The organism is Pseudomonas migulae (assembly GCF_024169315.1).
Classification (GTDB): Bacteria; Pseudomonadota; Gammaproteobacteria; order Pseudomonadales; family Pseudomonadaceae; genus Aquipseudomonas; species Aquipseudomonas migulae_B.
This window is the reverse complement of the sequence record NZ_JALJWR010000001.1, coordinates 6,279,878-6,304,020: the sequence shown is the minus strand read 5'-3', so window position 1 is coordinate 6,304,020 and position 24,143 is coordinate 6,279,878. Positions and strand designations below refer to the sequence as shown.

The 24,143-nt window shown below is 62.5% G+C and carries 22 protein-coding genes; 3 read left to right on the top strand and 19 right to left on the bottom strand.

Annotated features, from left to right (window positions below; all coding sequences use genetic code 11):
• Position 1 precedes the first annotated feature (1 nt).
• The 19 genes from J2Y86_RS29095 to J2Y86_RS29005 form a co-directional block, all read right to left on the bottom strand.
• Positions 2 to 436: a curli assembly protein CsgF gene (locus J2Y86_RS29095; protein WP_253439563.1), complete on the bottom strand. Its 435-nt coding sequence runs from the start codon at positions 434 to 436 to the stop codon at positions 2 to 4.
• Positions 433 to 822: a curli production assembly/transport protein CsgE gene (gene csgE, locus J2Y86_RS29090; protein WP_214382344.1), complete on the bottom strand. Its 390-nt coding sequence runs from the start codon at positions 820 to 822 to the stop codon at positions 433 to 435. The genes J2Y86_RS29095 and csgE overlap by 4 nt, the downstream gene beginning before the upstream one ends.
• Positions 819 to 1,358, bottom strand: a complete 540-nt coding sequence (locus J2Y86_RS29085) for a type II secretion system protein (protein ID WP_253439561.1) — start codon at positions 1,356 to 1,358, stop codon at positions 819 to 821. The genes csgE and J2Y86_RS29085 overlap by 4 nt, the downstream gene beginning before the upstream one ends.
• Positions 1,333 to 1,707, bottom strand: a complete 375-nt coding sequence (locus J2Y86_RS29080; RefSeq protein WP_253439559.1) for a type II secretion system protein — start codon at positions 1,705 to 1,707, stop codon at positions 1,333 to 1,335. Before J2Y86_RS29080 ends, J2Y86_RS29085 begins: the two co-directional genes overlap by 26 nt.
• 4 nt (positions 1,708 to 1,711) lie before the next feature.
• Entirely contained in the window at positions 1,712 to 2,185 is a 474-nt protein-coding gene (locus J2Y86_RS29075; protein ID WP_253439557.1) for a type II secretion system protein, read from the bottom strand.
• Between the two features lie 2 nt (positions 2,186 to 2,187).
• Positions 2,188 to 4,026: a secretin N-terminal domain-containing protein gene (locus tag J2Y86_RS29070; protein ID WP_253439555.1), complete on the bottom strand. Its 1,839-nt coding sequence runs from the start codon at positions 4,024 to 4,026 to the stop codon at positions 2,188 to 2,190.
• Positions 4,023 to 4,541 (bottom strand): hypothetical protein, encoded by a 519-nt coding sequence (locus J2Y86_RS29065; protein WP_253439553.1) that lies wholly within the window; start codon positions 4,539 to 4,541, stop codon positions 4,023 to 4,025. The genes J2Y86_RS29070 and J2Y86_RS29065 overlap by 4 nt, the downstream gene beginning before the upstream one ends.
• Entirely contained in the window at positions 4,541 to 5,089 is a 549-nt protein-coding gene (locus J2Y86_RS29060; RefSeq protein WP_253439551.1) for a GspMb/PilO family protein, read from the bottom strand. The genes J2Y86_RS29065 and J2Y86_RS29060 overlap by 1 nt, the downstream gene beginning before the upstream one ends.
• On the bottom strand, positions 5,076 to 5,621 hold the full coding sequence (locus J2Y86_RS29055) for a PilN domain-containing protein (protein ID WP_253439548.1): 546 nt from the start codon (positions 5,619 to 5,621) through the stop codon (positions 5,076 to 5,078). The genes J2Y86_RS29060 and J2Y86_RS29055 overlap by 14 nt, the downstream gene beginning before the upstream one ends.
• Before the next feature lies 1 nt (position 5,622).
• Positions 5,623 to 6,426, bottom strand: a complete 804-nt coding sequence (locus J2Y86_RS29050) for a hypothetical protein (protein WP_253439546.1) — start codon at positions 6,424 to 6,426, stop codon at positions 5,623 to 5,625.
• Entirely contained in the window at positions 6,407 to 8,113 is a 1,707-nt protein-coding gene (locus tag J2Y86_RS29045) for a GspE/PulE family protein (protein WP_253439544.1), read from the bottom strand. Before J2Y86_RS29045 ends, J2Y86_RS29050 begins: the two co-directional genes overlap by 20 nt.
• Before the next feature lie 84 nt (positions 8,114 to 8,197).
• Entirely contained in the window at positions 8,198 to 8,731 is a 534-nt protein-coding gene (locus tag J2Y86_RS29040) for a response regulator (protein WP_253439542.1), read from the bottom strand.
• A 222-nt stretch (positions 8,732 to 8,953) separates the two neighbouring features.
• Positions 8,954 to 9,907: a peptidylprolyl isomerase gene (locus J2Y86_RS29035; RefSeq protein WP_253439540.1), complete on the bottom strand. Its 954-nt coding sequence runs from the start codon at positions 9,905 to 9,907 to the stop codon at positions 8,954 to 8,956.
• 15 nt (positions 9,908 to 9,922) lie between these two features.
• Positions 9,923 to 11,473 carry a cytochrome c/ABC transporter substrate-binding protein gene (locus tag J2Y86_RS29030; RefSeq protein WP_253439538.1) on the bottom strand — a complete coding sequence of 517 codons (1,551 nt, stop codon included), beginning with the start codon at positions 11,471 to 11,473 and terminating at the stop codon, positions 9,923 to 9,925.
• A gap of 9 nt (positions 11,474 to 11,482) precedes the next feature.
• Positions 11,483 to 12,103, bottom strand: coding sequence for an SCO family protein (locus J2Y86_RS29025; RefSeq protein ID WP_253439536.1), 621 nt, complete (start codon positions 12,101 to 12,103; stop codon positions 11,483 to 11,485).
• Positions 12,100 to 12,756 carry an SCO family protein gene (locus J2Y86_RS29020; protein ID WP_253439534.1) on the bottom strand — a complete coding sequence of 219 codons (657 nt, stop codon included), beginning with the start codon at positions 12,754 to 12,756 and terminating at the stop codon, positions 12,100 to 12,102. Before J2Y86_RS29020 ends, J2Y86_RS29025 begins: the two co-directional genes overlap by 4 nt.
• A 13-nt stretch (positions 12,757 to 12,769) precedes the next feature.
• Positions 12,770 to 14,716 (bottom strand): cytochrome D1 domain-containing protein, encoded by a 1,947-nt coding sequence (locus tag J2Y86_RS29015; RefSeq protein ID WP_253439532.1) that lies wholly within the window; start codon positions 14,714 to 14,716, stop codon positions 12,770 to 12,772.
• Between the two features lie 217 nt (positions 14,717 to 14,933).
• Complete coding sequence (gene mnxG / locus J2Y86_RS29010) at positions 14,934 to 20,762, bottom strand: manganese-oxidizing multicopper oxidase MnxG (protein WP_253439530.1); 5,829 nt, start codon at positions 20,760 to 20,762, stop codon at positions 14,934 to 14,936.
• 206 nt (positions 20,763 to 20,968) lie between these two features.
• Entirely contained in the window at positions 20,969 to 21,577 is a 609-nt protein-coding gene (locus tag J2Y86_RS29005) for a lytic transglycosylase domain-containing protein (protein WP_253439528.1), read from the bottom strand.
• 193 nt (positions 21,578 to 21,770) lie between these two features.
• On the opposite strand from J2Y86_RS29005, the gene gspG reads away from it, so the two are divergent.
• The 3 genes from gspG to J2Y86_RS28990 all read left to right on the top strand — a co-directional run bounded on the left by gspG (position 21,771) and on the right by J2Y86_RS28990 (position 24,119).
• Positions 21,771 to 22,220 carry a type II secretion system major pseudopilin GspG gene (gene gspG / locus J2Y86_RS29000; protein WP_253439526.1) on the top strand — a complete coding sequence of 150 codons (450 nt, stop codon included), beginning with the start codon at positions 21,771 to 21,773 and terminating at the stop codon, positions 22,218 to 22,220.
• 12 nt (positions 22,221 to 22,232) lie between these two features.
• A complete protein-coding gene (locus tag J2Y86_RS28995) occupies positions 22,233 to 23,420 on the top strand; it encodes a type II secretion system F family protein (protein ID WP_253439524.1) in 1,188 nt (395 codons plus the stop codon).
• Positions 23,421 to 23,570: 150 nt separating this feature from the next.
• On the top strand, positions 23,571 to 24,119 hold the full coding sequence (locus J2Y86_RS28990; protein WP_253439522.1) for a hypothetical protein: 549 nt from the start codon (positions 23,571 to 23,573) through the stop codon (positions 24,117 to 24,119).
• Positions 24,120 to 24,143: the final 24 nt, after the last annotated feature.

The following is a 24,143-nucleotide window of genomic DNA, read 5'->3' as shown; positions in this document are numbered from 1 at the left end:
GTCAAGGGGCCAGGCCGCTTACCTGAATTTCGGAGACTTCACCGGTCGCTCGGTCAGTCACGACGATGGTCAACTGCCCGGAGTCGTCAACGACGTTGACGATAAAAGCGTCGGTAGTCAGGCTCCCGGTATTGCCCGCGGAGATGTTGTCCAGCAACTGCCCGAGCAACCGCGACTGCAACTGACTGGTGAACCGCTCCAGGGCCGACGTCCCGGCCGCAGCGGTGCGTTTTTTCAAATCAGGATCGTCGTAATCGTTCTGGGCCTGGGCGTTGTTGAGCAGCCAGGTCCCGTTCAACGGGTTGCCGCCAAACGATGGATTGATGGGCGTGTAGACCAGCTCGGTGGCCTGGACCAGGCCGCAACTGCCAAGCCCGAGCAACCAGACGCCTGCCCTTGAAAACAGGGCGCGCTGCGAGAAGTGTATTGTTTTCATAATTCGTCCCTCTCAAGGTCCGTTGTGTCCTGCAACATGGCTTCCAGCTTGCGCTGGACGATCTGCCCGCGAACCCAGTCGGCGGCGTCATAGGCCTCGTCCTTGAGTTCCACGGTGTTCGGCGGCAGAAAACGCCGGTAAACCAGACGCTGCTGATATTCCACGGTGACCAGGGCGCCCCAGCGCGCCGAAGGTCGTTCGCGCACCACCAGGTTGAAATCCATCGGGCTGGTGGCGCGCAGGCGTTCACTGAACGAGTAGTAAAAGTCGTGACCGATGTGCGAGATCGTGTCATCGACGATGAACCCCATCATTTCGTCCTCTTCGCCGGCCGGAGCGGCAGCGGACGTCAGCATCAGGATCACGACCCAACAGAATCTGTTCATGGCTGTAACGCCTGAGGCAATTTCGACTGCCCTTTGGCAGGTCCGGATGTGCCATCGAGGAAGGCCTTCTCGGCCACGAACTGCCAGTCTTTGTAACTGGCCATGCCGGTGAAGTCCGACCATTGCGTGGGGAAATCCGCCTGCTTCAGCGGCTTGTCCGTGGAGGCGCTGTTGAGGCCGGTGATGCGCCCGTCGAAACCGCGCATCAAGACCCATTCGCCGCCGCCAATCGGGTCCGGGTAAAGCTGCCGCAGATGATGTTTCGGGTTGGGAAAGCGCTCGTCCTGCAACAGGTCTTCGAGGGCTTTCGGGTATTGGGCCAACCCGGGCGAACTGCGGTAATAGCTGCGCAATGCCTGAGCGTATTGCGTACCGACCCAGAGCAACTGCCGTTCGCGATCACGGCGCGAAGCGGTCGACCACAACTCCCCTGCACTGGCCAGGCCCATGCCCATCAGCATGATCAGGAACAGCACGCCCAGGTAGGTGAAACCACCCTCGCCGGCCGGCTTACCACTCGGAATAAAGGCTGCCATCACGCGCCCTCCCTGTGGCTCCGCTTTTGATATCGGCGACCCCGCCCGGTACGCCGTCCGGCGGCGCGACCATGACCCAGAGGTCCTTGCGCTCGGCAATCGGGTCCATCGGCGGGTTGCGCAGGTAACGCTGCTCCACCAGTTGCTCAAGGGAATCGGGATAACGCCCGGTGTCGCCGTAGTAGTGATCCAGGGCTTCACGCATCGCCGACAGGCTCTGGCGCAGCGTGGTCTCTTTCGAAGCCTCGAGGCTGTTGAAATAACGTGGCATGGCGATGGTCATCAAGGTCGCGATGATTGCCATGACCACCATCAGTTCCAGCAGGGTAAAACCCTTTTCCCGACGCATAAGCTCACCACTCCCGGTATGCGATGCCGTTGAGACCCTTGCCACGCGCCTTCGAATAAACGTCAAAGACGTCTTCGCCTTCGCGCGGGTTTTGAGCCGTGCTGTCGTAGGCGCGCAGGCCCCAGCCGCCCTCATCGTCGCGCTTGACCGGGGCCAGCGGGTCATGGGGCACGCGGCGCAAAAAGTAAAACTTGGCGCCCTTGGCGCTGCGCACGTCGCGCACACCGTCCACCAGCACCTTGAGGTTCGGCGGATAGCCGCTGCTGTTCAGCGTCTTCTCGATGTAACCGGCGTCGAAGGCGCGTTTGTAGGCGTCGATGGCATCGCGTATCTGGTACAGCGCCGTGCGCAAATCCTGCTCCTTGCCCCGGCGCACCACGGTCTCGGTCAGCGGTGCGGCCATACCGGCCAGCAAGCCGATCAGGGCCAGCGTCACCACGACTTCGATCAGGGTAAAACCACGTTGCGAGGCGCTCATGATCAAGGCTTCCCGACGCTGACTTGCACATTGGTGGTCGCCACCGGCCGGTCGATGGGCGAATTCTGATCCGCTGATTCCATCCGCCGGTCCGGTGCCTGAATGTGCATGCTGGTTTCGGTGCCGGTCGGGAACTCCATGTCCGACGGGCTCTGGTACGGCAGGTTGCGCACGATCCGCGGCGTGATCGACAGCACCAGTTCCGATTTGCTGACGTTATCCTTGTTGCTGCCGAACAACCGGCCCAGGCCCGGGATGTCGCCGAGGCCCGGAATCTTGTTGCCGGTGGCGCCATGGTCGTTGCGCATCAGGCCAGCGAGGATCTGCGTTTCGCCGTCATGCAGGCGCAGGGTGGTCTGGGCATTGCGGGTGTCGACCTGAACCGGAATCGTGCCCTGCCGGGTCGGCTCCAGCGGCGTTGCGTTACTGACTTCCAGGGCGATCTTGATCGCCACTTCGTTGTTCAGGTGCACGGTCGGTTGCACTTCCAGTTTCAGACCGACGTCCAGGTACGTGACGCTTTCGGTGATCACCGGGCCTTGGGTCGACGGCACAGAGGTGGCACTGATGATCGGCACACGCTGACCAATGTGGATGCGCGCCTGCTCGCGGTTACTCACGCGAATCACCGGGCTGGCCAAAGTATTGATGTCGTTGTCCTGGGCGTTGATCTTGAGCTGGGGCGATGGATTGATGGTGATCCGGCTCGAGTCGATACCTTTCAATTGATTGAGCAACGACACCGGCGAACCGTCGCTGTTGACCACGCCAAAGGTGTTCGGCCATTGCAGGCCGAGGTCGAGAATCCGCTGGGTCGCGACCTCCATCACTTCCACTTCCAGCACCACTTCAGGGTTGGACTGGTCTTGCGATTGCAGGAGCTTTTCCGCCATGCGGATGGCGTCTTCGGTGTCGCGCATGGTCAGGGTGTTGAGGCGCTCGTCGACAAACACGTCGCGGGTCTTGAGCATGGTCTTGATCATGTTCAGTGCGGTGTTGGCATCGATGCTGGTGAGGTAGAACGTGCGCATCACCAGCTCCTGGTAATCCTTGAGCTTTTGCGGCGAGTCCGGGTAGATCAGCAAGGTGTTTTCGTTCACCACTTTCTGGTGCAGCTGGTTCTGTTGCAGCAGCAGTTCCACGGCGTCTTCGATGCGCACGTCACGCACGAAGATCGTGGCTTTCATGTCCGGGCGCAGGTCTTTGTCGAAGATGAAATTCAGACCGGCGACCTGGGACAGCACTTCGAAAATGGTCTTCAGGTTGGCGTCGCGAAACTCCAGGGTCACGGGCCGTTCCAGGCGGGTGCGCAGCTGTGGATACGGAATCACGTTGCGGCTCTGGACCAGGCGAATGTTGCTTTGCAGTTCCAGCGCGCCGTCGTTTTTCGGGTCCAGTTCGAGGATCTGTTTGACCTGGCGGTCGGCCCCGTAGATATCGCCACGACGTAAGTCGCCACGGGCCAGCTCGAGTTTTTCATCCAGGCTGCGCATGTAATCGAGCTGGCGCATGGCGTCCTGGGCGCGACGGTTGTTCGGCTCGATGGTCAACACCCGGCTGTAGTTGACGCGTGCTGCGGAAAAGTCCCGGTGCGCACGATCCGTATCGGCTTCGGTCAGCAGTGCGGTAATGGCTTTGGAGTGTGCGGTATTCAGGGCCAGATGCAGTTCGGTATTGCGAGGGTTTTCCCGCAACCCTTCTTCGATACGCGCCAGACCGGCTTCGTATTGCCCTTGCTCGATCAGCTCGGACGCTTCCTTGTTGGCGATCCGCGCGGAACTGCACGCGGCCAGCCCTGCGCAGAGGCAGGCAAGGCTCATCAGCAAACGGCATCTGTTCATGGTGCGCTCCCCACAGACAAGGTCTGGGACACATGCAAAGGCAGGTAGACGAAGCTCAGTTCCACATCGGAAATGCCCTCGATTCGCCAGGTTTCGTCGATCACATCCCCTTTGCGCACGACGTATATTTTTTCGCCGTTCTGCAAAAACACTTGCAGGTCGGAACGGTCATCCAGCCTGCCGACAAACTGGAAAGGCATCGGCGGTACGCTGGGGACTTGCACCACCGGGGTTACGTTGACGGGTTGTTCGATGACGCTGGCGAGGGTCGGTGCCGCTTTCCAGCTGCGGGCGGCGAACAGGTCGCCAGCCGGGCTCAAGTCCTTCACCACCACCGGTTTTCCAGTGGCCGCTGCGGCAGGCAGCGCCCCCCGGGTTTTGCTCTTGCTCACAGTCGTCACGGTGGCAACGGCCGTATCGCCCTCGTCGGCCGGCATCAGGTAGTCAGGCAGCCAGGCCAGCGCCGCCGCAACGCCGAAGAAACTCAGCCAGCCCACTACGCGCTTGGTATTCATCATGACCTCGACAGGTAAAGGGTCATGCGGATCCGCCCGGTCAGGTCGGTGTCGGCGATTTTCTTGCGCTGGAACTCCACGTCCTCCACCACCACCGCCGGCAACTGGCCGAGCAAGGCATGCAGGAAGCGCCGCAGTTGCGGGTAGCTGCCCCGCACCGGCAGCAGAATCTGATAGCGGGCCAGATGCGTTTTAGGGTCGATGCCCAGGGCATATTCACCGCGCGCCAGGGTGATGTGTTCCTGTGCCGCCAGTGCGTAGATCCTGTCGATGGCCACGGTGGCCTGAGGTTGCGAAGGCAGCTTGCTGCGGAAGTCATCGAGTTGGCGTTGCGGCACCACCGGGGCGGCGACGCTGCCGTCTTCAACCCTGGCCAGGTACTCGCCGGCTTCACGGGTCTGCTGGCTGAGCTGTTGCAGCGACTGCCAGTCCGGCATCAGGCCTGCCAGGCCATAGACCAACGCCAGCACCAGCATCGCCAGCCCCGCCAGACCGGGAATGCCCAGGCCTTGCAGGTATTCGTGGACGATCAATCTAGGGATTCGCATCGCCAATCTCCCAGGTAGCCGACAAGTTGAATTGCACCGGGTGCTCCGGCACGTTGGCCACGATTTCGTGGCTGAGCAGCGACACATCGGACAGCTCTTCGCTGGCTTCGAGGTTGCGGTGGAAGTCGAGCATGGCGTCGAGGTCTTTCGCCTCGGCGCTGATCCTCAGTTGGCCCTTGCGGGCATCGGGCGTCAGGGTCAGCAAGGCGATGTTGTCGCGCGGCATGGCCTCGAGCAGGGCGAACAGGTTTTCCCAGGGCCGGCGCAGTTGCTGCGAGACCTTGCGCATCTCGGCGAGGTTTTGCGCCTGCTCGCGGGTTTCTGCCGGAGTCAGGCTGACCTTGCCTGCGGTGTCGCCGGTGAGGACGCGCTGGGCGGTTTGCAGATGGCCCTGCTGTTGCGCGGTTTCAGCACTGATATGCTGCTGAACCAGGATGCAACCCAGCACCAGCATCACGCCCACGGCCAGCAGGCTCCAGCCCAACGGGCCGCAGCGGCGACGCGGCTGAAAATCGAGGTTCAGGGCGCGCATCTCAGGCCACCGCCCGGGACATGACGTACAGGCAATCGCGTACGGGTGTCCGGCCTTCTTCCAGGGTGCGCAAATGCACCTCGGGTACATCGGGCTGCACGTCGATGCGCGCAGGGGCATGCAGGTAGACGTTCAACGGCCGCTCACTGGTGGATGCCTGCAACTGGCTTTCGCGGCCGATCAGCGCGGTGAGTGCGGCGTCGCTGTCGCTGCTGCCCACCGAGCGCACCGAGGTCCAGCGGCCTTCCCGGGCCAGCAGCAACACGCTGCGTACCGGTTCGGCGACTACGAACAGGAAGTCGCCGGCATCGAGGCTTTTATCGAAGTGATTGAACGCCGCCATCAGGTACGGCTGCACCGAACGCAAGCGCAGGCCACGGACGCTGACCAGCGTGCGTAGACGCGCCAGCAACTCCTGGGGCAGCGCGCTGGCGATCCGGTCATGCCCCGCCGGTTCTGCCGACAGCACCAGGCTCCAGGGTTGAGTCGGCGCACCGTAAAGGTCTTCAAAGCACAGCTGGGCAAAGCCGCGCAGTTCATCGGGGCTGCTGATCTGTTCGCTCCAGGGCACCAGACAGAAGCGGCTGAAGTGCCCGGAAATGACCACGCTCAACTCGGCACCGGCACGGGTGTGATCGGCCAGCAAGTGGTCGAGGGTGTCCAGCGCCACCGCCCAGGCATGGAAGCCTTCGTCGATGAAACCGACGCTGCCCAGCCACAGGGTTTCGCTGCCACGGCGCTGGCCGAGGCCGACACTACTGGCGCCGAGCACGGCGACAAAACAATCACGAGACAAAAGTGACACGATTGATCTCCTCGAGCGTGGTCCGCCCATCCGCCACCAGTTCCAGCGCCGACTCGCGCAACAGGCGCAAGCCACGTTTGCAGGCGTGGGCCTTGATTTTCGAAATCGGTTGACGCTCGACGATCATCTGCCGTAACTCGTCATCCAGGTGCAGCAGCTCGGCAATCGCCGTGCGTCCGCGGTAGCCGGTGCCCCGGCAATGGCCGCAACCCTTGCCGTGAACGAAGCGGTAGTGATCGACGTCGTGTGGATCGAGGCCCGAGGCGCGCAATTCGTCGTCGGTCGGGTGGCTCGGTGCGCTGCACGTGGTGCAGACCAGGCGGATCAAACGCTGGGCCAGCACCGCATTGAGCGCGGAAACGAGGCTGTAAGGGTCGATTTCCATCTGGGTAAACCGGCCGATCACGTCGAACACGTTGTTGGCGTGGATGGTGGTGAACACCAGGTGCCCGGTGAGCGCCGATTGCACGGCGATCTGCGCGGTGTCGGGGTCACGGATTTCACCGACCATGATCTTGTCCGGGTCATGGCGCAGGATCGAGCGCAGACCCCGGGCGAAGGTCAGGCCTTTCTTCTCGTTGACCGGAATTTGCAGGACGCCCGGCAACTGGTATTCCACCGGGTCTTCAATGGTGATGATCTTGTCCACGCCATGGTTGATCTCGGTGATCATCGCGTACAGCGTGGTGGTCTTGCCGCTGCCGGTGGGGCCGGTCACCAGCACCATGCCGTAAGGTTCGGCGGCCAGCCTGCGCAGTTGGCGCAGGGTTTCGTCTTCAAAGCCCAGCGCCTGCAATTGCACGCCGCAGACCTTGTCCGCCAGGTCTTGTTTGTCGAGCACCCGCAGCACCGCGTCTTCACCGAAGATGCTCGGCATGATCGACACCCGAAAGTCGATCTGCCGACCGCTGATGCCGATCTTGAAGCGACCGTCCTGGGGCACGCGTTTCTCGCCGATGTCCAGTTCGGCCATGACCTTGACCCGGGAAATCACCTGTTCGGCGAACTCGCTGCCCTGGATTTTGCTGATGTTGTTGAGCACGCCGTCGATGCGGTACTTGATCACCAGACCGCTGCCGGTGGTGCCCAGGTGGATGTCGCTGGCGTGCATTTTCAGCGCGTCGTACAGCGTCGAGTTGACCAGTTTGACGACGACGCTGGCGTCCTCGCTGATGCTGGTCAGGGACAGGCTTTGCAGGGTATCGATTTCGATGTTGGCGTCGGCCTGGGCGTTGAGCGACTCCACCGCGTGGAAGCTCTCTTCGTGGCGCGCCAGATAGGCTTTCAGGTCGTCGGCATGCACCAGGTACAGCGGCGCGCCGTGCAGGCAGTCATCGATCCAGGCCAGACGGGACGTATCGAACGGATCGGCAAACACGCCAATGACCGCATCGTCGTGGCGCAGCAGGATAAATTCGCGTTTGAGGCATTGGGCCAGAGTGACCCGGTCGAACACCGGGGTGGCCTTGAACAGGCTGTCGGTGTCGAGCACCGGGTAATGCAGGGTGGCGCCGAGGCGCTGGATGAACGGCATCGGGGCCAGTTCGCTCAGGCCCCCGAGGGCCTCAAGCATACGTTCGCCGGAACTGGCGGCCAGCGATCGTGCCTGGGACAGTTGCTCACTGGAAAAGCGAGACGGTACACATTCCGACTGCGCCGGTTCGACGGCAAGGGATAGACGGTCCATGGCTTGCTCTCCAACGCCGGGGGCTTTGAGCCCTGTCGACGCGGCGAGCAATTACGGCGGTTACCGGAACGGCTTGTCGCGCCACTACTCCCCGGTGAGCAATTGTTCGTCGTCCGGTGCCCTGGAGGTCGATGAACTTCGTCGACGATCCGCCAGCACCCAACTGCCATCGTACAACTGCAGCGGGAAACTCTCGGTCCTGCTCTGGCGTCGTTCGACAAAACCTTCGGATGTGCTCACGCCTGCTTTGGGTTCGCGCTCCATTCCCAGAAGGTCACAGACTGCACGGGCCAGTTCCGCCAATGGAAACGGTTTGAACAGGATATGGCTGACTCCCAGTTGCCGGGCCCGCTCACAGACTTCAGCGGTGGGGTGCCCGGTAATCAGCACAAAATGACAGTTCCTGTTCTGGCGGACGGCATCGAGCACCTCAAAGCCTTCCATATCGGGCAAGCGATAATCGAACACCATCACATCGGGTGCAAACTGTTCGGCTTCACCGATACCCGTCGCACCGTCATGTGCAATCCGGACGTCCAGTTCTTGCGCCTGAAGGTAATCCTTGAGGTTTTCGGCAAGAAGCTGTTCGTCTTCGACAACCAGTACTTTGTTTAACAAGGTGGACTCCTTGAAACCGCAGGTCCGAGTTCCGAGCCTGGTGGAGTGCGCGCCTTACTGAGGCTAACGCACACTTCATGCCAGGCTGAGCACCGGCTGTTTTACCGCTGCATGTAATTGATATCCATGGAAAAGCCTTTTCGTCCACGCACCCCTCGCCCCCAAAGGCGGGGAAGCACACGGATTCGCGCTGAAGCTTTCCCCACTATTGGGGGGGAACCTTCAGTCATCGTCAATCCGTTCGATTCGATTGCGCGATCGCAACTGCGCCAGAACCTGAAGACGAACCTCGGCCTGTTGCTGTCGGGCAAGGTACGCCCGAACCCTTTCAAGTCCCTGTTGCTCTGAGACATCGGCCGCCTCCAAGTGGTTCTGTAAACCAATCAAGTGCCAGCCCAGCGGTGTGCGAACAGGTTCACTGAGCTCACCGGGCGCCAGGGCAAAGGCTGCCGCTTCAAATTCAGGCAACATACGCCCACGAGGAAAATAGCCCAGATTTCCGCCTTCGCTTGCGGAAGCATCCTCTGATCCGGCCCGCGCCACGTCGGCAAAGTCGGCGCCCTGGCTGATTTTCACTTGCATCTCCACTAAGCGTAGCCGCGCCGCTTCGACTGTGGCGGCATCGGCGCCCTGAGGCACTTTGATCAGGATGTGCCGCGCCTGCACGGCTTCGGGCCGAGTCATTTCGCCGCGGTGTTCCTCGTAAAATGCGCGGACCTGCTTTTCGTCCGGCTCGGCCATCCGGGTCAGCTCGGTGAACACCTGTTGCGCCGCGAGCTCTCGGCGCGTGTATTCGGCAAAACCGGCCTCGTCGAAACCGGCATCTTCCAGGCGGCGAGCGAATTTCTCGGCACCGCCGATGGCTTGCCGGGTCTGTTCAACCTGGCGTTGCACCGTGGCGTCGCTGATCACCACCCCGCGCTTGAGCGCTTCCTGCCACAGCACCTCACGGTCGATCAACGCGTCCAGCGCCTTCTGGCGCAATTGCTTGTACGCCTTGGGATTGCGAATGCTGCCCAGCGCGCGGCCCTGATCCTCCAGGTACTCGGCGAAATAACGCTCGAGGCGAAATTCGGAAATCTCCTCGCCATTGACCCGCGCGGCGACCGGGCCGTTATTGGCGAACGCCACGGGCACCCACATCGATAACAGGAGCAGCAGAGTCTTGAGCTTCATGATCGAGGCCTCCGGTCAGGGTGTCGCAGTAATGGGCTTGTAAGGCGCGACCAGGTAGAAGCGCTGGTCAGGCAGGTCCACGGTGACGATATGCGCGCCGTTCAAGCCCAGGCGGCGGCCCGGTCCGAAGCTGATGCGCGGAGTCAGCCCGGTATCGAAGTCATGCAAGCCTTCCAGCGCATTGATCAGCTTTTCGCGGCTGGCGTCGCGCCCGGCCTGTTTCATTCCTTCGCTGAGCAGCAGCATCGAACTGAACGCGCCGACTTGCAGCACCGCATGCTGGCCGCCAAGCCCCTGCTGTTCGCGCACTTGGGTCAGGGCCAGGCGTCCGGCCAGGGTCCAGTCGCTGGGCACGAAGGGATAGGACAGGAACACCCGCCGGGAAAAACTGCTGGGCACCTGTAAAAGGTCACCCGCCACCTGGTTCGACATGGCGAACAGGTAAGGAACCTGCCCCGCCGTCTGCAACCGATCGGCGAGGTGGCTGAAATCACTACCGCAGCCCAGGTAAAACACTGAGCGCGAGCCCAGCGGCAGTTCGTCCTGTGCCGAGTCGTACGCCTTCAGGCTGACATTTTGCCAGGCGTGATCTTGCAGGTACTGGCTGAGGGTCTGCGCCGCCAGTCGTTGACCTGGATCCTCGGTATAGGTAATCAGCGTCGGGCCCTGGAGTACGCGCAAACTGGCGGTGGCGTAATCGGCCAGGGCGATCAGTTGTTCGCGCACCCCCGGCATCGGTTCAAAAATCTGCCGACTGCTCTGCGCCGTACCCTGTAACGAGAGCGGGCCGATCAGCGGAATGCCCGCCTGCTCCAGACGCGAAACCAGTTGCGTGTCGAGTGCCGGTGCCAGTGGCGCGATCAGGGCAAACACCTGCTCCTGATCGATCAACTGATCCAACGCCCGCTCGGCAGTGATACGGTCCGGCCCCGGATCAAGGATCGTCAGGCGCAACTGCCGGCCATGAATCCCGCCCGCCTTGTTGATTCGCGCCACGCTGCCGTTGAGCACCGCGGCCACCGTCGAGCCCTCTTCCGCCAACGCTCCCTGACTGGGCAACAGCGTGCCCAGGTGCAGGCTGTCAGGCGTCAAGCCGGGATCGCGCTCATCGGCCAGGCGTTTGAGGTAGGCCGTGAGGTTGCGCTGATCGTTCATCGACAGCACGAACCGCGGCATCGCCGGGTCGAGGTGATTGTTGCCGGGATCGCGCCCCTCCTGGATCGCCCGCGCCAGGGTGCCTTCCGTGTAAGCCGGGTAGTTGCGGCCATTGACTTGCCGTTGGCCGTAGGTGCTGGTCAGCCGCGACCAGCTCAGTTGCGGCGGTCGCACCCCGCCCTCGGGCCGGCCCAGACCATCGGCGCCGTGGCAGTTGGCGCACGGCAGGCTGGTGGCCGGCAGCAGCATGCCCGCCGCCCCGACCCGGGCCATGATCGGCTCGCCGCTACTCGACACGCCCTCGCGGTACAACCGCTTGCCGGCGCTTTCGTCAGGGCTCAAGGGCAACGTATCGGCGGCGCAATGAAAACTGCCGATCAGGAGCAGGCCGAGGATCAGGGAGGCTTTCATAGGGCGGTCTCAGCGACCGGCCACGGGCATTGTCAGCAACTGCAAGCGCTGGGCAATGGCGGCGGCCGGGGCATCGGGACGGATTTTGCTCCAGCGCTTGTTGGCCACGTCGCCGACGATCAGCTGTGTCGAATGTTGCTCGGGGGTCGGCACGATCTGGCCGATGCGCCCCAGCACCAGGTCCATTTGCGCCTTGTCGCCGGTGAGAAAAAGCCAGTGGGGGCCATCGACGCCCTGCTTCAAGGTGTAAGCCTTGAGTACCGCCGGGGTGTCCCGCAGCGGATCACTGGTAAGGGAAATAAAGGTGATGCCGTCCGCCTTGTCGCCCAGCAACTCACGCACTTCCTTGAGCTTGCGGGTGATCAGCGGGCAGGCATCCGTGCAACTGGTGAAAATCACGTTCAGCAGCACCACGCGGTTTTGCAATGCATCGCTGTAGAAACGCAGGGTCTCGCCGTTCTGGTCCTGCAACGGTGTGTCGGTGAACCAGGTTTTCGCATCCCGTGTGCCGGTCGCGGGTTGGGCGGCCGCTACTGTCGGCGCGGGTTCTTCGTGGCCTTCGTGGGCAAACGCCATCGCGCTGAAAATCCAGAAGCACACCGTCAGGGTGACCCAGTCGAGGGTTCTCATGGCTGATGCTCCATGGCGATGGCGGTGTGTTTGGCGTGCGCGTTGCGCTGGCCGCTGAGTTTTTCCACTTCACGGGTCAGCACCGCCGGGTCGGTGAAGCCGTAATAGCGCGTCCAGCGGCGGCTGTTGCCGTCGCCGACGAGGATCAATGGCTGATGGTTTTTGAAGTCACCGCTGAAGGTGCCGAGGCCTTTGAGGGTGGCGTTGATCGATTGCGCGCTGCCGGTCAGCCAGCTCCAGCCCGGGCCGTTCTGAAAGGCGCGGGCGTAGTCGTTCAGACGCTTGGCGTCATCGCGCTGCGGGTCGATGCTGATCGACACCAGTTGCACCTCGGTGCCCACTCGCGCACCCAGCTGTTTCTGCACTTTGCCCATGATCGACGACACCACCGGGCACACCGTGGTGCAACTGGTGTAGATGAAACTCATGACCACGATTTTGTTGGTCACCAGGTCTTTTTCCAGACGCACCGCCTGGCCGTTCTGGTCCACCAGCGCCACGTCGGCGAATTTGACCTGGGCACTTTCCGAGCTGGCGCTTTTGGCGGGCATGTCATGCCCGGCGTGTTCATCCGCCGAGTGCGCCAGGGCTTGTCCGGTACCGGCAGCCAACAGGCAGAAGGTCAGCAGTCCACGGTGTGCGAATCGGTTCATGTCGATTTCCTCTTCAGTGGGCATCGCCGGGCTGGACCCGAACGCTGGCAAAAGTCTTGTCGTCGAAACCCGCGCCGAGTGACGCGGCGCGCACGTGCAGGTACCAGGCGCCCTGCTTGTCGAGGGTCACTGGTGCTTCATAGATCCCGTTGCCGATCTCAAGGGCGGCGACTTCCCGGGCGCGCGAAGTCGGGGCGCGGAAGTAGCGCACCTGAACATCCTTCACGCCGCTGCGCTGCGCCTTCTGTTGGCCTTGAACGATGCGAAAGCGCACGGTGTAAGGGCGGTCGAGGACAGCGGTGGACTTGTCGAGCATGAACTCGACTTTTGGCACGCCGGGAAGACGTGTGAGGCTTTTGTCCGGTTCAACCAGCGCGGTGAAGCAATGGATGATGTTGGGTTGATTGAGCAGGAACGCCACATCGAACCGCCCGGCGTTTGGCAGTTTGATCCGCGCACCGTACACCCCCGGTTCGACTTCTCGCAGGCTGCGATCAATGACCATCGCCGCCCGCGCCACTTGCCCGCGATTGGGATAGCCGGACATCGGCGCGTTCATGCCTTCGGCGTAGAAATAGGTGGTGTTGTCCACCGGGTTGACCACGAACACCGCGTTGTCATCCCGCGACACCGCGAGGCTCGACGCCAGCGGCAAATCGCCGGCCAGCCGTGGCGCCTGCGGGCCGGCTTCGAAGCCCTGGCTGATCGGCGTGCGGCCTTCACCCAACGAAGAGAGATTGATCATGGTGACTTTGGCCGAGGCCAGTCCGCGCACGTAGGCGTAGGCCTTGGTGAACACCACTTGGTAGGGTTCGGCGGACACGTCCAGCTCATGGATCAGCGAGTCGGTGGCGGCGTCGATCACGGCAGCCTGGTTCTCCAGCGTGTTGAGCACGATGCCGAAACGACCGTCGGCGCTGAACCCCATCGGGCCCAGGCCTTGTTTGACGTTAATCACACGGCGCACGTCGAGGCTGGCGCCATCGACCACGGTGATGGTGCCGTCCTTGCCATCAGCGACATACACCGCCTGGGACAGCGGCGAATAGGCTACCGACAGCGGGTTCGAGCCGGTCTTGAGTTGCTTGCTGATGGTCAGGCTGGCGATGTCGATGATGCTCAGCGTGCCGTCATCGCGGTTGCTGACGAAGGCAAAACGGCTGTCCTTGCTGAAGGCGATTTCGTGATGCCCGCTGCCGGTGGCCAGGTGTTTAAGGGGCTTCAGGCTTTGGCTGTCGATCACCGTGACGCCGGACGCTTCGGCGTTCACCGCATTGTTGCCGACCCACAGCAAGCGCTCGTCGGGTTGCAAGGCCAGGCGTACTGGCTGGCTGCCGGCGGTGACCGAGTCGATCAGCTTGAATTGCTCACTGTCGATCACCGCCACTTCGCCGGCGGTGGGCATGGAGATGAACACGCGTTTGTTGTCCTTGCGGGTCACCCAATCCATCGGCGGCTGCTTGATGTCGATGCGCGCCAGGGTGCTGGTGATGCCGCCCACCGAGACCGACGGATCGACCACCGAGACGCTGGCATCGCGGTTCATCACCAGCAGGAAATAACTGTTGAGGTCGAGCAGCGGACGCGCGCCGATGCTCGATTTAAGGAACACGCCGACCCGGGACTTGCAGCTCCGGTCACGGCCCTGAGCCTGATCGGCGGCGACGGTTTCCGGGTCCAGCCAGGCACCGGGATTGACGCCTGAAAGGGGTTGGCCCGAAGTGCTGTCACTGACCCGGAAAAGCACGTCGGCAAACTGGCCTTCGCGCAATACGCCGTCCTCGGCCAATGGCCGCAGCTCCAGCGCCACCGACACGCCATCGCGCTGCAGCGTCTGACCGCTCCAGGTGTCGGGCAGCGCCACCTCGCTGAGCAGGGTCGCCGGTGTCGTGCGCCAGACGCCGAGCCAGATCAGCGTCACTCCGAGAATCAACGCAGCAATTCCAATGGTCCTGTTCATATCACCTACTCCCCTTACAGATCTGTGCCTGCCTTGTGGCGAGGGGATTTATCCCCGTACGGCTGCGCAGCAGTCGTAAAAACGTTGCATGCGGTGTACCTGGTCCAATGTAATTGCTGGCTTTGGGGCTGCTTCGCAGCCCAACGGGACGGTGCGCCGTTTCGCTAAATCCCCTCGCCACATTGGTTCACTCCTGCTCGGTGGATGCGCCCTGCCGCTACGGCGCCGGGGCCGGTTCTGGTTCATTGGTGACCCGCAACAATCCCCACAATCCGGCGGTGTTGCCGTACGCGCCGTAATCGCGGAACAGGTAATCGCCCGGTATCGCGTTGCTGCCCCCGGCGCTCGGGAGCATGAAGCTGAAGTGCGCCGCTGGCAGGATGCTTTCACGCGCGCCGATGTACATCGACATCGGGTTGTAGCCGAACCGCACCGAACCCACGCCCGGCGAACTCATCGGATACCCTCCGGTATCGCTCTTCTCCGACTGGAACGGGTTGACCGACCAGACGTGACCGTCCAGTTGGAAGGTCGTGCCGCGGCTGCCACCGGTGGGCATCATGATGTGCGTGCGGAACGGTTGCCCCGGTTTCACATACAGCACTGGTGTCTGCGGATCGCCCCCGATCAGCGCATTGCTGTAGGCCATATGCGCGTTAGGCACGTCCCCGTAACCGGCACCGTCGGCGTGCCCGAACGGTGCATCCGGCGCCAACCCGAAGCGGAACCAGAGTGGCTCGGCCTTGTAGTTGATGGCCATGCTCGAGTTGTCCTGTGGATCGGTCGGTACACCGAAGCCTTCGGCGGCAATGCCTTCCACCGGCCGACCATTGGCCCAGCGGATGTTCAACGCTTTCTGCCAGACCATCGCAAAGTCGCGGTAAGTGGTCTGCCCTGGCGCCGTGACCGTTGCGTTGGTTTTGCGCGCATCCTCAACCCAGGTCGCGCCGACCGGCAGGATGGTCATCGCCCCACCCAAGCCTTTCTGCGGTTGTTTGATGAGGTCCGCCGGCGTGATGTTCAGTCCGCCGAACTCCACTGCCGTGGCGTTGATGTTGTCGACACTGCGGCCCAGTTGCGTGACCGGTTTGCCTTCACGTTCCAGGTGCCCGGCGTAGTACTGATAAGTACGGGTCGGGTACGCGCCGCTGTTGCCGATGCGCGGTGGCACGGTCTGGATCGGGTTGGCGCCGACGTTGGTGCCATCGGATTTGGTGATGTCGTACGCCAGCAATTGCGCGTGCAGACCCACGTGGCTCGACGGCCGGAGCAGGTTGTTGGTGAAGATGGTCGAGCCCTGGCCATTGTTGCGATCACGCTTGACCAGCCCTTGCATCACGGCCGTCTGGGTCAGGTCGGGCATGACCACAGGCAAGCGGTTTTCCAGGGTGACGTTGATGCAATCACCCGCCGTTGCGCGCAATACCAGCGGTTCGACAGGCACGCCGGCTTTCAGCTTGCCGCTGACCGGATCGAGGTCGGACTTGCGCACGTACAGGATCGCAGTCGGATCATGCAACGGGCCGCTTTGACCGCCGATGGTGATGGTTTCGCCATCTTCAGGATCGACCACGGTGACCTGAGGGATGTTCACCGGCCGCGAGTTGAACACCAGGGTGCCACCCGCCGGATTCAGCGGCCCACCCACGTGTTGCCCGATACCGGCCGGATCGCCGATGGTCAGGTTCAACGGATTGCGCAGGATGTCGTTGGCCAGCGCCGCAACCACTTCATAGTTGCGTTGCACCGTCGGCCGGGTGCCGATGCCGTTGGGGTTGGCACTGATCCGTGGGCAGGAGCCATCGAATGCCACGGTATTGCGCATGCCCGCCGGCTTGGGATTGTTCGGCACCGCGAACAGATCACTGCGCTGGGCCGTGTAGTTGCGCATCACGCCCCAGATACCGTTCCAGTAACCTTCAATGGAAGCGTCCATCGAGTACAGGTAATCCCCCGTGGTCGCCGCCGAACTGGACAGCATCGAGACCGGCGCATTGAAGCCCATCTGTTCGGAGATACCGACCATCTGCGACGAGCGCCAGCCTGAGTTGGAGCTGTTGCCGAAACCGGAGCCGCTTTGCAGCCATTTCACGCCGTGCAGGGTCACGTTGTGCTCTTCTTCATGACCGCCGGCATGCACCCGCAGCCGCACGTTGTCACCGGTGTAGGTGCGCAACATTGGGGTGAACGGGTCACCCGGCTCCGCGCCGCCACGGTTGACGTGCGGCGGGAACAGCGTGGTGCCGCCGGTTGGACCGGTGGCCGCGGTGACCAGGTTCGGTGCCAGGTTCATCGCCGGGATGGCGCGGTCGGTGCGGCTTTGCATGGCGTACGCCAGGTCGCCGCCGAGGCCGTCGGCCTGCATGCCGCGCTTGCCGTCCGGGCCGACCTTGTTCGGGTCGTACACCCGCAGGGCCAGTGGTTCATTGCGGTAGTTGACCACGAACATGCCAGGGTCATCGACCGAGATCGCCTGTGGGCATGGCCGAGTCGGACAACCCGGCACCATGCCGCCCTGCACTTCGATGATGCCATCGAGCAAGGTGCTGGCGTTGTTACGCACCGGCGGATTGATCGCGTAGCGGAAGCTGTCGGCGGTGGCCGGGAAGGCTTGCGGATTAGGCACGCCGTTAGGGCCGGCGCCCACATACACACCGGCTTCATAGGCGTGCTGGAAGTCGCTGTATTCGAGGAAGAACTCACGGAAGCTGTCGTTCTTGCCGTCGCCGTCGATATCCCCGGTGGACACCACCGCTTGCCACGACGTCGGCCCGCCGTCCTGGCGCGCGCCGCTGTACAACGGTTCGCCGGTTTCCGCGTGGAACCAGGTGGAACCGGCCGGTTCAGCCAGCACCGTGGCGTACAGACCAATCTGCTGGTGAGTCGATGGGCCGAGGTGGTCGTGGGTGAAAATGGTCCCCAGGCCACGGTCGACACCTTTGACGTTCACCACCGGATCGACGAACCAGCGCTGCATCGCCGTGCGCGCACCGACCCAGTCGGCCCGGCCGAATTGACCGAAGTACGGGTGATTTTTCGCTTTCGGACAGGCCGGTGTGCCGTCACGCGGGTCGCTGCCCGTGCATTGGTTGAACTCGCGAATGGCGTGGATGCGTTCTTGCACCGCACCGGGGGAAAGCACGCCGTCTTCGTAGTTCCAGCCGTTGGCCGAGCCATCGGCGGCCGTCAGGTCCCATTTCGGCAGGTGGATGTGCTGGCCGATCACGTCGGTTGGCGTGCGCACCTGATAGTCGTCCATCTCATAGGTGGCCGGCACCAGGTTGGTTTGTTGATATTGCACGCAGTCGAAGGTGTTCATGCGCATCACCAGCGGCTCTGGCGGACGCTGCTTGGTAATGACCGGCCAGGCGTCTTCCCACAGCGCCAGAATGCGCGCTTGCGGGAAGTGGTAGCCGACCTTGTTGTACACCGCGTCGAACTGGATGTTCGCCGCTTTGTAAACGCGCGGGCGGTCGGCGGTGAAGGTCGAGGCACCGGTGTAGGACATGCCGTCGATTCGCTCGCCGCTATTGAACTCACCGGTGCCGGCGCTGCTGGTGAGGCGTTTTTGCCGGTCATCCATGCACGGTTCGTAGTAAGGCGCGCCGGCTATTGGCAAGGCACCGTTGGTGCGGAAGTTGCGCGCAACGATTTGATTGCCGGGGAGCAAGGCAAAGCTTGGGTGGTCTTTTTTGGCGTGGAAGGCCATGGCGGCCTGTTCGACTTCGGTGCCCTCTTCCGGCATGTAAATCGGTTTGGCGCGGGTCACTTCCTTGGAGAAATCCAGGGACGTGGTCACGGTGTTTGCCACGCCACCGGCAGAGAATCCGTCGAGGGAGTGACGTCCCAGACCACCATCCCAACCACCGGACTGCGCCGGGTCGAGATTCGCCCACAAGGCATTGCCACTGGTCTTCAAGGCTTGGGCCTTGGCGGCGTCAAGCATGTCCAGCGGTGGGGTCGGCGGACGTTGGCCGACCGAACTTTCCATGCCGCCGATCCAGAACGGATAACCAGGGTTTTTCAGGCTGCCGTCGGCGTTGCGGTTGGCCTCGCTGCGATCCACCAGCGCCAGGGAACCGATGGCTTGCGGGCCACCGTTGCCGCCATGGTGTTCACCGTCATCGTCGTCTTCATCGTCGTCATTGCCGGCCACCAGGGTTTCACCGATTTTTGGCACGACTGCGACTTTGCCCGGCATCGGCGCCATGGCTTTGCCCGGCAGCGGCACGACCGCTGGAATCGGTGTGCCGGCAACGATCTCGCCATCGGGCAAGGCTCGGGCGCCAGCGGCCGGTTTACCGCTGCGCAGTGCGTAAGGTTCGCTGTGATAACCATCGGCGCCTTGCTGGGAAACTTCCAGTCTGGTGCCTTCTTCGAACACGTCGTGCACCCGCCACATGCTCCACATGCCCTGGGCGAAGTGCGGATAGAAGTGACAGTGATAGATCGCATCGCCCGCCACCCGGTTGCGGTTGCCTGAACCGCCGTTGGCGATTTCATAGGTGTAGCCGGCGCCCGGGCCGATGCCTTGCGCGTCCACATAGTCGGAGTTGTCGTCATTGGGGTTGAACAGCCACTGATGCCCGTGCAGGTGGAAGATGTGCTGCTCGTGGCCGTTGTGGGTGTTGCGGAATTTGACGAAGTCGCCGATGTAGCTGTGGTTGACGTTGGACGGCTCGGACGGATACAGCGCCATGGTCGCCTTGACCCCGACCTGATCGGCGCGCGGCACTTGACCAGGAAGAATGCCTTCCAGACCGGCGTTGGCCGGTACGTCCACCAGCATCGCCACGTCACCGACGGTGTGGGAACTGAGGAAGAATTCTTCATAGGCGCAGGACAGGCAGTCGTGCATCGGCCCCACGCCCAGTCGGTTGGCGACCACCTCGGCGCCCATGCCACCGGAGCCGTAGTTGATCATGAACGAATCGCGGGTCGGCTCCAGCACGTGGGCCATGACCGGGTCTGCCCAATAGGCAGGGAATGCCTGGGTCGCGGCGGTCTCATCCTGGAACTGCGAAGCAAAATCGCGGAACGGTTCCAGCCGGTTGGGCAGCGCCGGGTTGCGCTTGCCGATGGCTTCCAGCGGATAGGTCGAGGGCGGGAAGCTGCCATCGGCATTGCTGCCCATTACGATCGCATCACTTTCGCTGGAGATAATTTCGTTGCCGTCGACCATGTTGATGATCGGCGTACCAGCCTTGCCTTCACGGATCCACGGTTCGCGCTGCGGGTAACGTGCCTGGTAATCGACAATCGGTTGGCCGGCCGGGGTGCGACCGGTGCTGGCGAGGCGCATTTCTTCTTCGGTCACGGTGTTGCGATAGGTGCGGCCGCCCTTGGGCACCACCACCACTTCGCCGAACAGGCCGTTGGCGACGTTGCCCGCATCGCCTTCGCCACCGAACGTTGCACCGCGGCTGCTGGCGGCGAAGGCACCTTCGCGCTCGGCGTACAAGGTGTAGGAACGGGTTGCGCCCGGCGGGATCAAGGTGTTGGCGTTGCGCCCGGTATAGGACGCGATGTCGTCAATGCTGTTGACTGCCTGCAAGCCATTGACCTGGAAGCCGACGTGGCGGTCGGTGACTTGCTCATCGACTTTGAAGTCGTCTGCGGCGCCGATTTCTACCTCGCCTTCGATCTCGCCCTCTTCCTCCCCGCCGTTGTCGTGGCTGCCGGGATTGGCCTGATAGGCGAGCAGGTTCTGCAGATTGATGGTCAGGCAATCACCGGCAGCCACCCGCAGCACCAACGGACGCGGACGCTTGTCGGGCCGCAGCGAGACTTTGCCCGGCACGGCCGCACCGCCGCGCGTCAGGGACACGTCATGGTCATCGACCACATCGCGACGCAGCGCGAACATCATGCCGTTGGCATTCTGCGCACCCAGGCGGTTGAACATCAGCGGCTGATCCAGCGCCACGACGTTCGCCACCAGATTGCGCTCGCAGCGCAAGGCGGCTTCGGCCATCCCGATGCCCAGCATCGACGCCGTCAACAGCAGCATTTTTAACAAGGACGGAGCGTGGTGCATGCCGGTCATGATCGCGGGCCTCGCTGTGGGTGCTCACAGGGAATAATTCTCGACAACTCCCCTTGAGCAATCCGCATGCCATAAATATTGTTGTTGTTTTTCAGTTAGTTACGTAAACGACTTGATAAGTCGGGGGATATACCCCACCCATTCCCCACTTTCCGGCCGGGGCCACCATGCCCCACTGTTGGGGCAAGGTTCCCCACGTTCGCCAATCACAACGGCGCATCCACGGCCAGGCCCTGCAAGCGACGGTATTGGCGCAGTACGCTCGGCACATAACGCTGGGTTTCGGCGAACGGCGGGATCACTCCGCCACGGCTGAGCACCGCTTGTGGCCCGGCGTTGTAGGCCGCCACAGCAAGGGCAATGTCGTTGTCGAACAGGGTCATCAGGCGCTTGAGGTATTTGGCCCCGCCCTGGATGTTGGCCTTGGGGTCGTAGACGTTGGTCACGCCCATCTCCCGGGCGGTGTCGGGCATCAATTGCATCAGCCCGCCCGCCCCTTTGGCCGACCGCGCCCGGGCGTCGTAGGCGGACTCGGCCTGGATCACCGCATGCAACAATGCCGCCGGCAATTCATTGGCCGTGGCGGCCGCCGACACCAGCTCGGCGTAGGGTTGCCGGGCAATCATCTGCGGCTGTTGATCAAGGCTGACCAGTGACGATTCAGGCTCGTGAATCACCCGTTCATAGGTGCGACCGGGACGGTGGACATTGGACAAAACGTAGCTGCCCTTGGTGTCCACGGAAACGAATACATCGGCCTGAGCTGTGCCTGCCAGCAGCACGCAGCCGAGCAGCCCTGTGGTGAGTGTTTTCATTTTCTGCCTCCCCTGACCGACCCCGAAAAATGGGGCTAATGCCCCAATGGCCGGTAGTGAACCAGCCGTACGCAAGCACTGTGCCGAATGCGCGAAGGCCGGTAATTCAGGGGCTGCAGAAGGAGGTCCGGTGGTGAGCATGGCAATTGCATGAGCCCCATGGCGACTCTTCTGCCGACTGTGTGAGGTCATCATGAATCAGCGTCTGTGTAGTGCACCGCGTCACTGTTCACCGCGAGCTCAGCGCGGGTTCACCCTGCTCGAACTGTTGGTGGTGCTGGTGGTGCTGGGGCTGTTGGCCGGCATCGTCGCGCCGAAGTATTTCGCCCAGTTGGGCCGCTCCGAAGTGAAGGTGGCGAAGGCGCAAATCGAAGGCCTGGGCAAGGCACTGGATTTGTATCGACTGGAGGTCGGCCATTACCCCTCGACCGAACAGGGGCTGCAGGCACTGGTCACCGCCCCCAGCGACGAAACCCGCTGGACCGGCCCGTACCTGCAGAAAAAACTGCCGCAGGACCCGTGGGGCCGTAACTACACCTACCGCTACCCCGGCGAAAACGGCGAATACGACTTGCTGTCCATGGGCAAGGACGGCCAGCCCGGCGGCGAAGGCGAAAACGCCGAAGTCACCAGTTGGCAGTGACGGGAGGCGACCATGCGCTTTCATCTCAAGGCGGTCGGCAAGGCCGGCGTGGTCGCGATGACTGTCGAGGCCCAAGGGGACAGCGAGGCCCGGCGCATCGCCGAAGACCAGGGCCTGCGAGTGGTCAGCCTGCACGCCGAGCGCCATTGGCGCGCCTTGCGATTGCACAAGCGCGAGACGTTCAACCTGGTGTTGTTCAGCCAGGAACTGACCACCCTGCTCAATGCAGGCCTGCCATTGATCGATGCACTGGAAAGCCTGGCGGAAAAAGAAACCGCGCCACAGGCCCGCAAGACGTTGAGCGAACTGGTGCGCCTGCTTTACGAGGGCAAATCGTTCTCCCAGGCGTTGGCCCAGTTATCGGCGGTGTTTCCTCCTCTCTACGTGGCGCTGGTGCAGTCCAGCGAGAAGACCGGCGCCGTGGGCGATGCCCTGGGCCGTTATGTCAGCTATCGCCAGCGCATGGACGAGGTTCGACAGAAGATCGTCAGCGCTTCGATCTACCCCCTGCTGTTGCTGGTGGTGGGAGGTGGCGTGGTGTTGTTTCTGATGGGCTACGTGGTGCCACGCTTCAGCCTGGTGTTCGAAGGTCTGGGCAACAATCTGCCGTGGCTGTCTCAAATCCTGATGAGCAGCGGGATGTTCCTGCATGCCCACCAGGGTGAATTCTTCGGCACCTTGGCGGCCATCGTCGTCGCCCTCGCCTTCCTCCAGCGCCAACCGGCCTTTCGCCGGGGCGTGGACCGGGTGATCGAAAAACTCCCGGCGGTCCATCAACGCATCTTCATGTATGAACTGGCGCGCTTCTACCGCTCTCTGGGGATTCTGCTGCAGGGCGGCATCCCCCTCGTCACCGCCATGGGCATGGTCCGCGGCCTGCTCACCGTCGCCTCCCGCGTGCGCCTCGACCAGGCCTGCGAACGGGTGCGCGAAGGTCAGTCGCTGTCCGCCGCACTGGAGCTCAACCACCTCGTCACCCCGGTGTCCTTGCGCTTGCTGCGCGCCGGCGAGCAGTCCGGCAATCTCGGGCAGATGATGGAACGCAGCGCCGATTTCTACGACGAAGAAATCAGCCGCTGGATCGAATGGTTCGTGCGGTTGTTCGAACCCTTGCTCATGACCTTCATCGGCCTGTTGATCGGGGTCATCGTGATCCTGATGTACATCCCGATTTTCGAGCTGGCCTCGAGCATTCACTGATTCCTGGAACAAGGTCGGGTTGTACCGTTCATCGTTCATCGGCGTTGCAGCCTGAATAAATCAGTTCGCTGCAGTGTTCATCCACTGAATCGAGCAGCACGTTGCATTGTTCATCAACGTTCCAACCTGAATAAGAAGACGGAGAACGACATGCACATCAACAAGCTTTTACTGGCATTAGCTATTGGCGCAGTTCTGTCGGCATCCACGGTATTGGTGCCGGACAGCCTGTCCGGCCTGTCGAGCGCTCAGGCCAAGGATGGAGGGAGTGGTGGTGGAGGCGGCGGTAGCGGAGGTGGTGGTGGCGGTGGTGGCGGTGGTCACGGTGGCAATGGCGGCGGCAGTGGTGGTGGCGGCAGCGGCCACGGTGGTAGCGGTAGCGGTCATGGCGGCGATGGGCGTGGCGGCAATGGCAGCGGTCACAGCGGCAACGACCATGGCTCGGGGCATTCCGGGCATTCGGCCGACTCAGGGCGACACGGCAATCACGCCGAACCGGGTGATGATCACGGGGTTCATCATGCGGGTGAAGTTGGCCATAACCGCGGCGTTCATCATGCCGGTGAAATCGGTGATGACCATGGCGTTCATCGCTCCGGTGAAATTGGCGATGACCACGGCGTTCATCGCTCCGGTGAAATTGGCGATGACCATGGCGTGCATGTCGGTGGCGAGCCGGGGGATGACAAAAGGTCCTGACGAGCACTGAGCAAAAATTCGCCA

What these genes read in the sequence shown, in the direction of transcription:
- csgE (WP_214382344.1), bottom strand. Translation starts at nt 822, where the DNA reads ATGAACAGATTCTGTTGGGTCGTGATCCTGATGCTGACGTCCGCTGCC.
- J2Y86_RS28990 (WP_253439522.1), top strand. Translation starts at nt 23,571, where the DNA reads ATGCACATCAACAAGCTTTTACTGGCATTAGCTATTGGCGCAGTTCTG.
- J2Y86_RS29060 (WP_253439551.1), bottom strand. Translation starts at nt 5,089, where the DNA reads ATGCGAATCCCTAGATTGATCGTCCACGAATACCTGCAAGGCCTGGGC.
- J2Y86_RS29015 (WP_253439532.1), bottom strand. Translation starts at nt 14,716, where the DNA reads ATGAACAGGACCATTGGAATTGCTGCGTTGATTCTCGGAGTGACGCTG.
- J2Y86_RS29095 (WP_253439563.1), bottom strand. Translation starts at nt 436, where the DNA reads ATGAAAACAATACACTTCTCGCAGCGCGCCCTGTTTTCAAGGGCAGGC.
- J2Y86_RS29005 (WP_253439528.1), bottom strand. Translation starts at nt 21,577, where the DNA reads ATGAAAACACTCACCACAGGGCTGCTCGGCTGCGTGCTGCTGGCAGGC.
- mnxG (WP_253439530.1), bottom strand. Translation starts at nt 20,762, where the DNA reads ATGACCGGCATGCACCACGCTCCGTCCTTGTTAAAAATGCTGCTGTTG.
- J2Y86_RS28995 (WP_253439524.1), top strand. Translation starts at nt 22,233, where the DNA reads ATGCGCTTTCATCTCAAGGCGGTCGGCAAGGCCGGCGTGGTCGCGATG.
- J2Y86_RS29080 (WP_253439559.1), bottom strand. Translation starts at nt 1,707, where the DNA reads ATGCGTCGGGAAAAGGGTTTTACCCTGCTGGAACTGATGGTGGTCATG.
- J2Y86_RS29045 (WP_253439544.1), bottom strand. Translation starts at nt 8,113, where the DNA reads ATGGACCGTCTATCCCTTGCCGTCGAACCGGCGCAGTCGGAATGTGTA.
- J2Y86_RS29065 (WP_253439553.1), bottom strand. Translation starts at nt 4,541, where the DNA reads ATGAATACCAAGCGCGTAGTGGGCTGGCTGAGTTTCTTCGGCGTTGCG.
- J2Y86_RS29030 (WP_253439538.1), bottom strand. Translation starts at nt 11,473, where the DNA reads ATGAAAGCCTCCCTGATCCTCGGCCTGCTCCTGATCGGCAGTTTTCAT.
- gspG (WP_253439526.1), top strand. Translation starts at nt 21,771, where the DNA reads ATGAATCAGCGTCTGTGTAGTGCACCGCGTCACTGTTCACCGCGAGCT.
- J2Y86_RS29070 (WP_253439555.1), bottom strand. Translation starts at nt 4,026, where the DNA reads ATGAACAGATGCCGTTTGCTGATGAGCCTTGCCTGCCTCTGCGCAGGG.
- J2Y86_RS29020 (WP_253439534.1), bottom strand. Translation starts at nt 12,756, where the DNA reads ATGAACCGATTCGCACACCGTGGACTGCTGACCTTCTGCCTGTTGGCT.
- J2Y86_RS29085 (WP_253439561.1), bottom strand. Translation starts at nt 1,358, where the DNA reads ATGGCAGCCTTTATTCCGAGTGGTAAGCCGGCCGGCGAGGGTGGTTTC.
- J2Y86_RS29055 (WP_253439548.1), bottom strand. Translation starts at nt 5,621, where the DNA reads ATGCGCGCCCTGAACCTCGATTTTCAGCCGCGTCGCCGCTGCGGCCCG.
- J2Y86_RS29075 (WP_253439557.1), bottom strand. Translation starts at nt 2,185, where the DNA reads ATGAGCGCCTCGCAACGTGGTTTTACCCTGATCGAAGTCGTGGTGACG.
- J2Y86_RS29035 (WP_253439540.1), bottom strand. Translation starts at nt 9,907, where the DNA reads ATGAAGCTCAAGACTCTGCTGCTCCTGTTATCGATGTGGGTGCCCGTG.
- J2Y86_RS29025 (WP_253439536.1), bottom strand. Translation starts at nt 12,103, where the DNA reads ATGAGAACCCTCGACTGGGTCACCCTGACGGTGTGCTTCTGGATTTTC.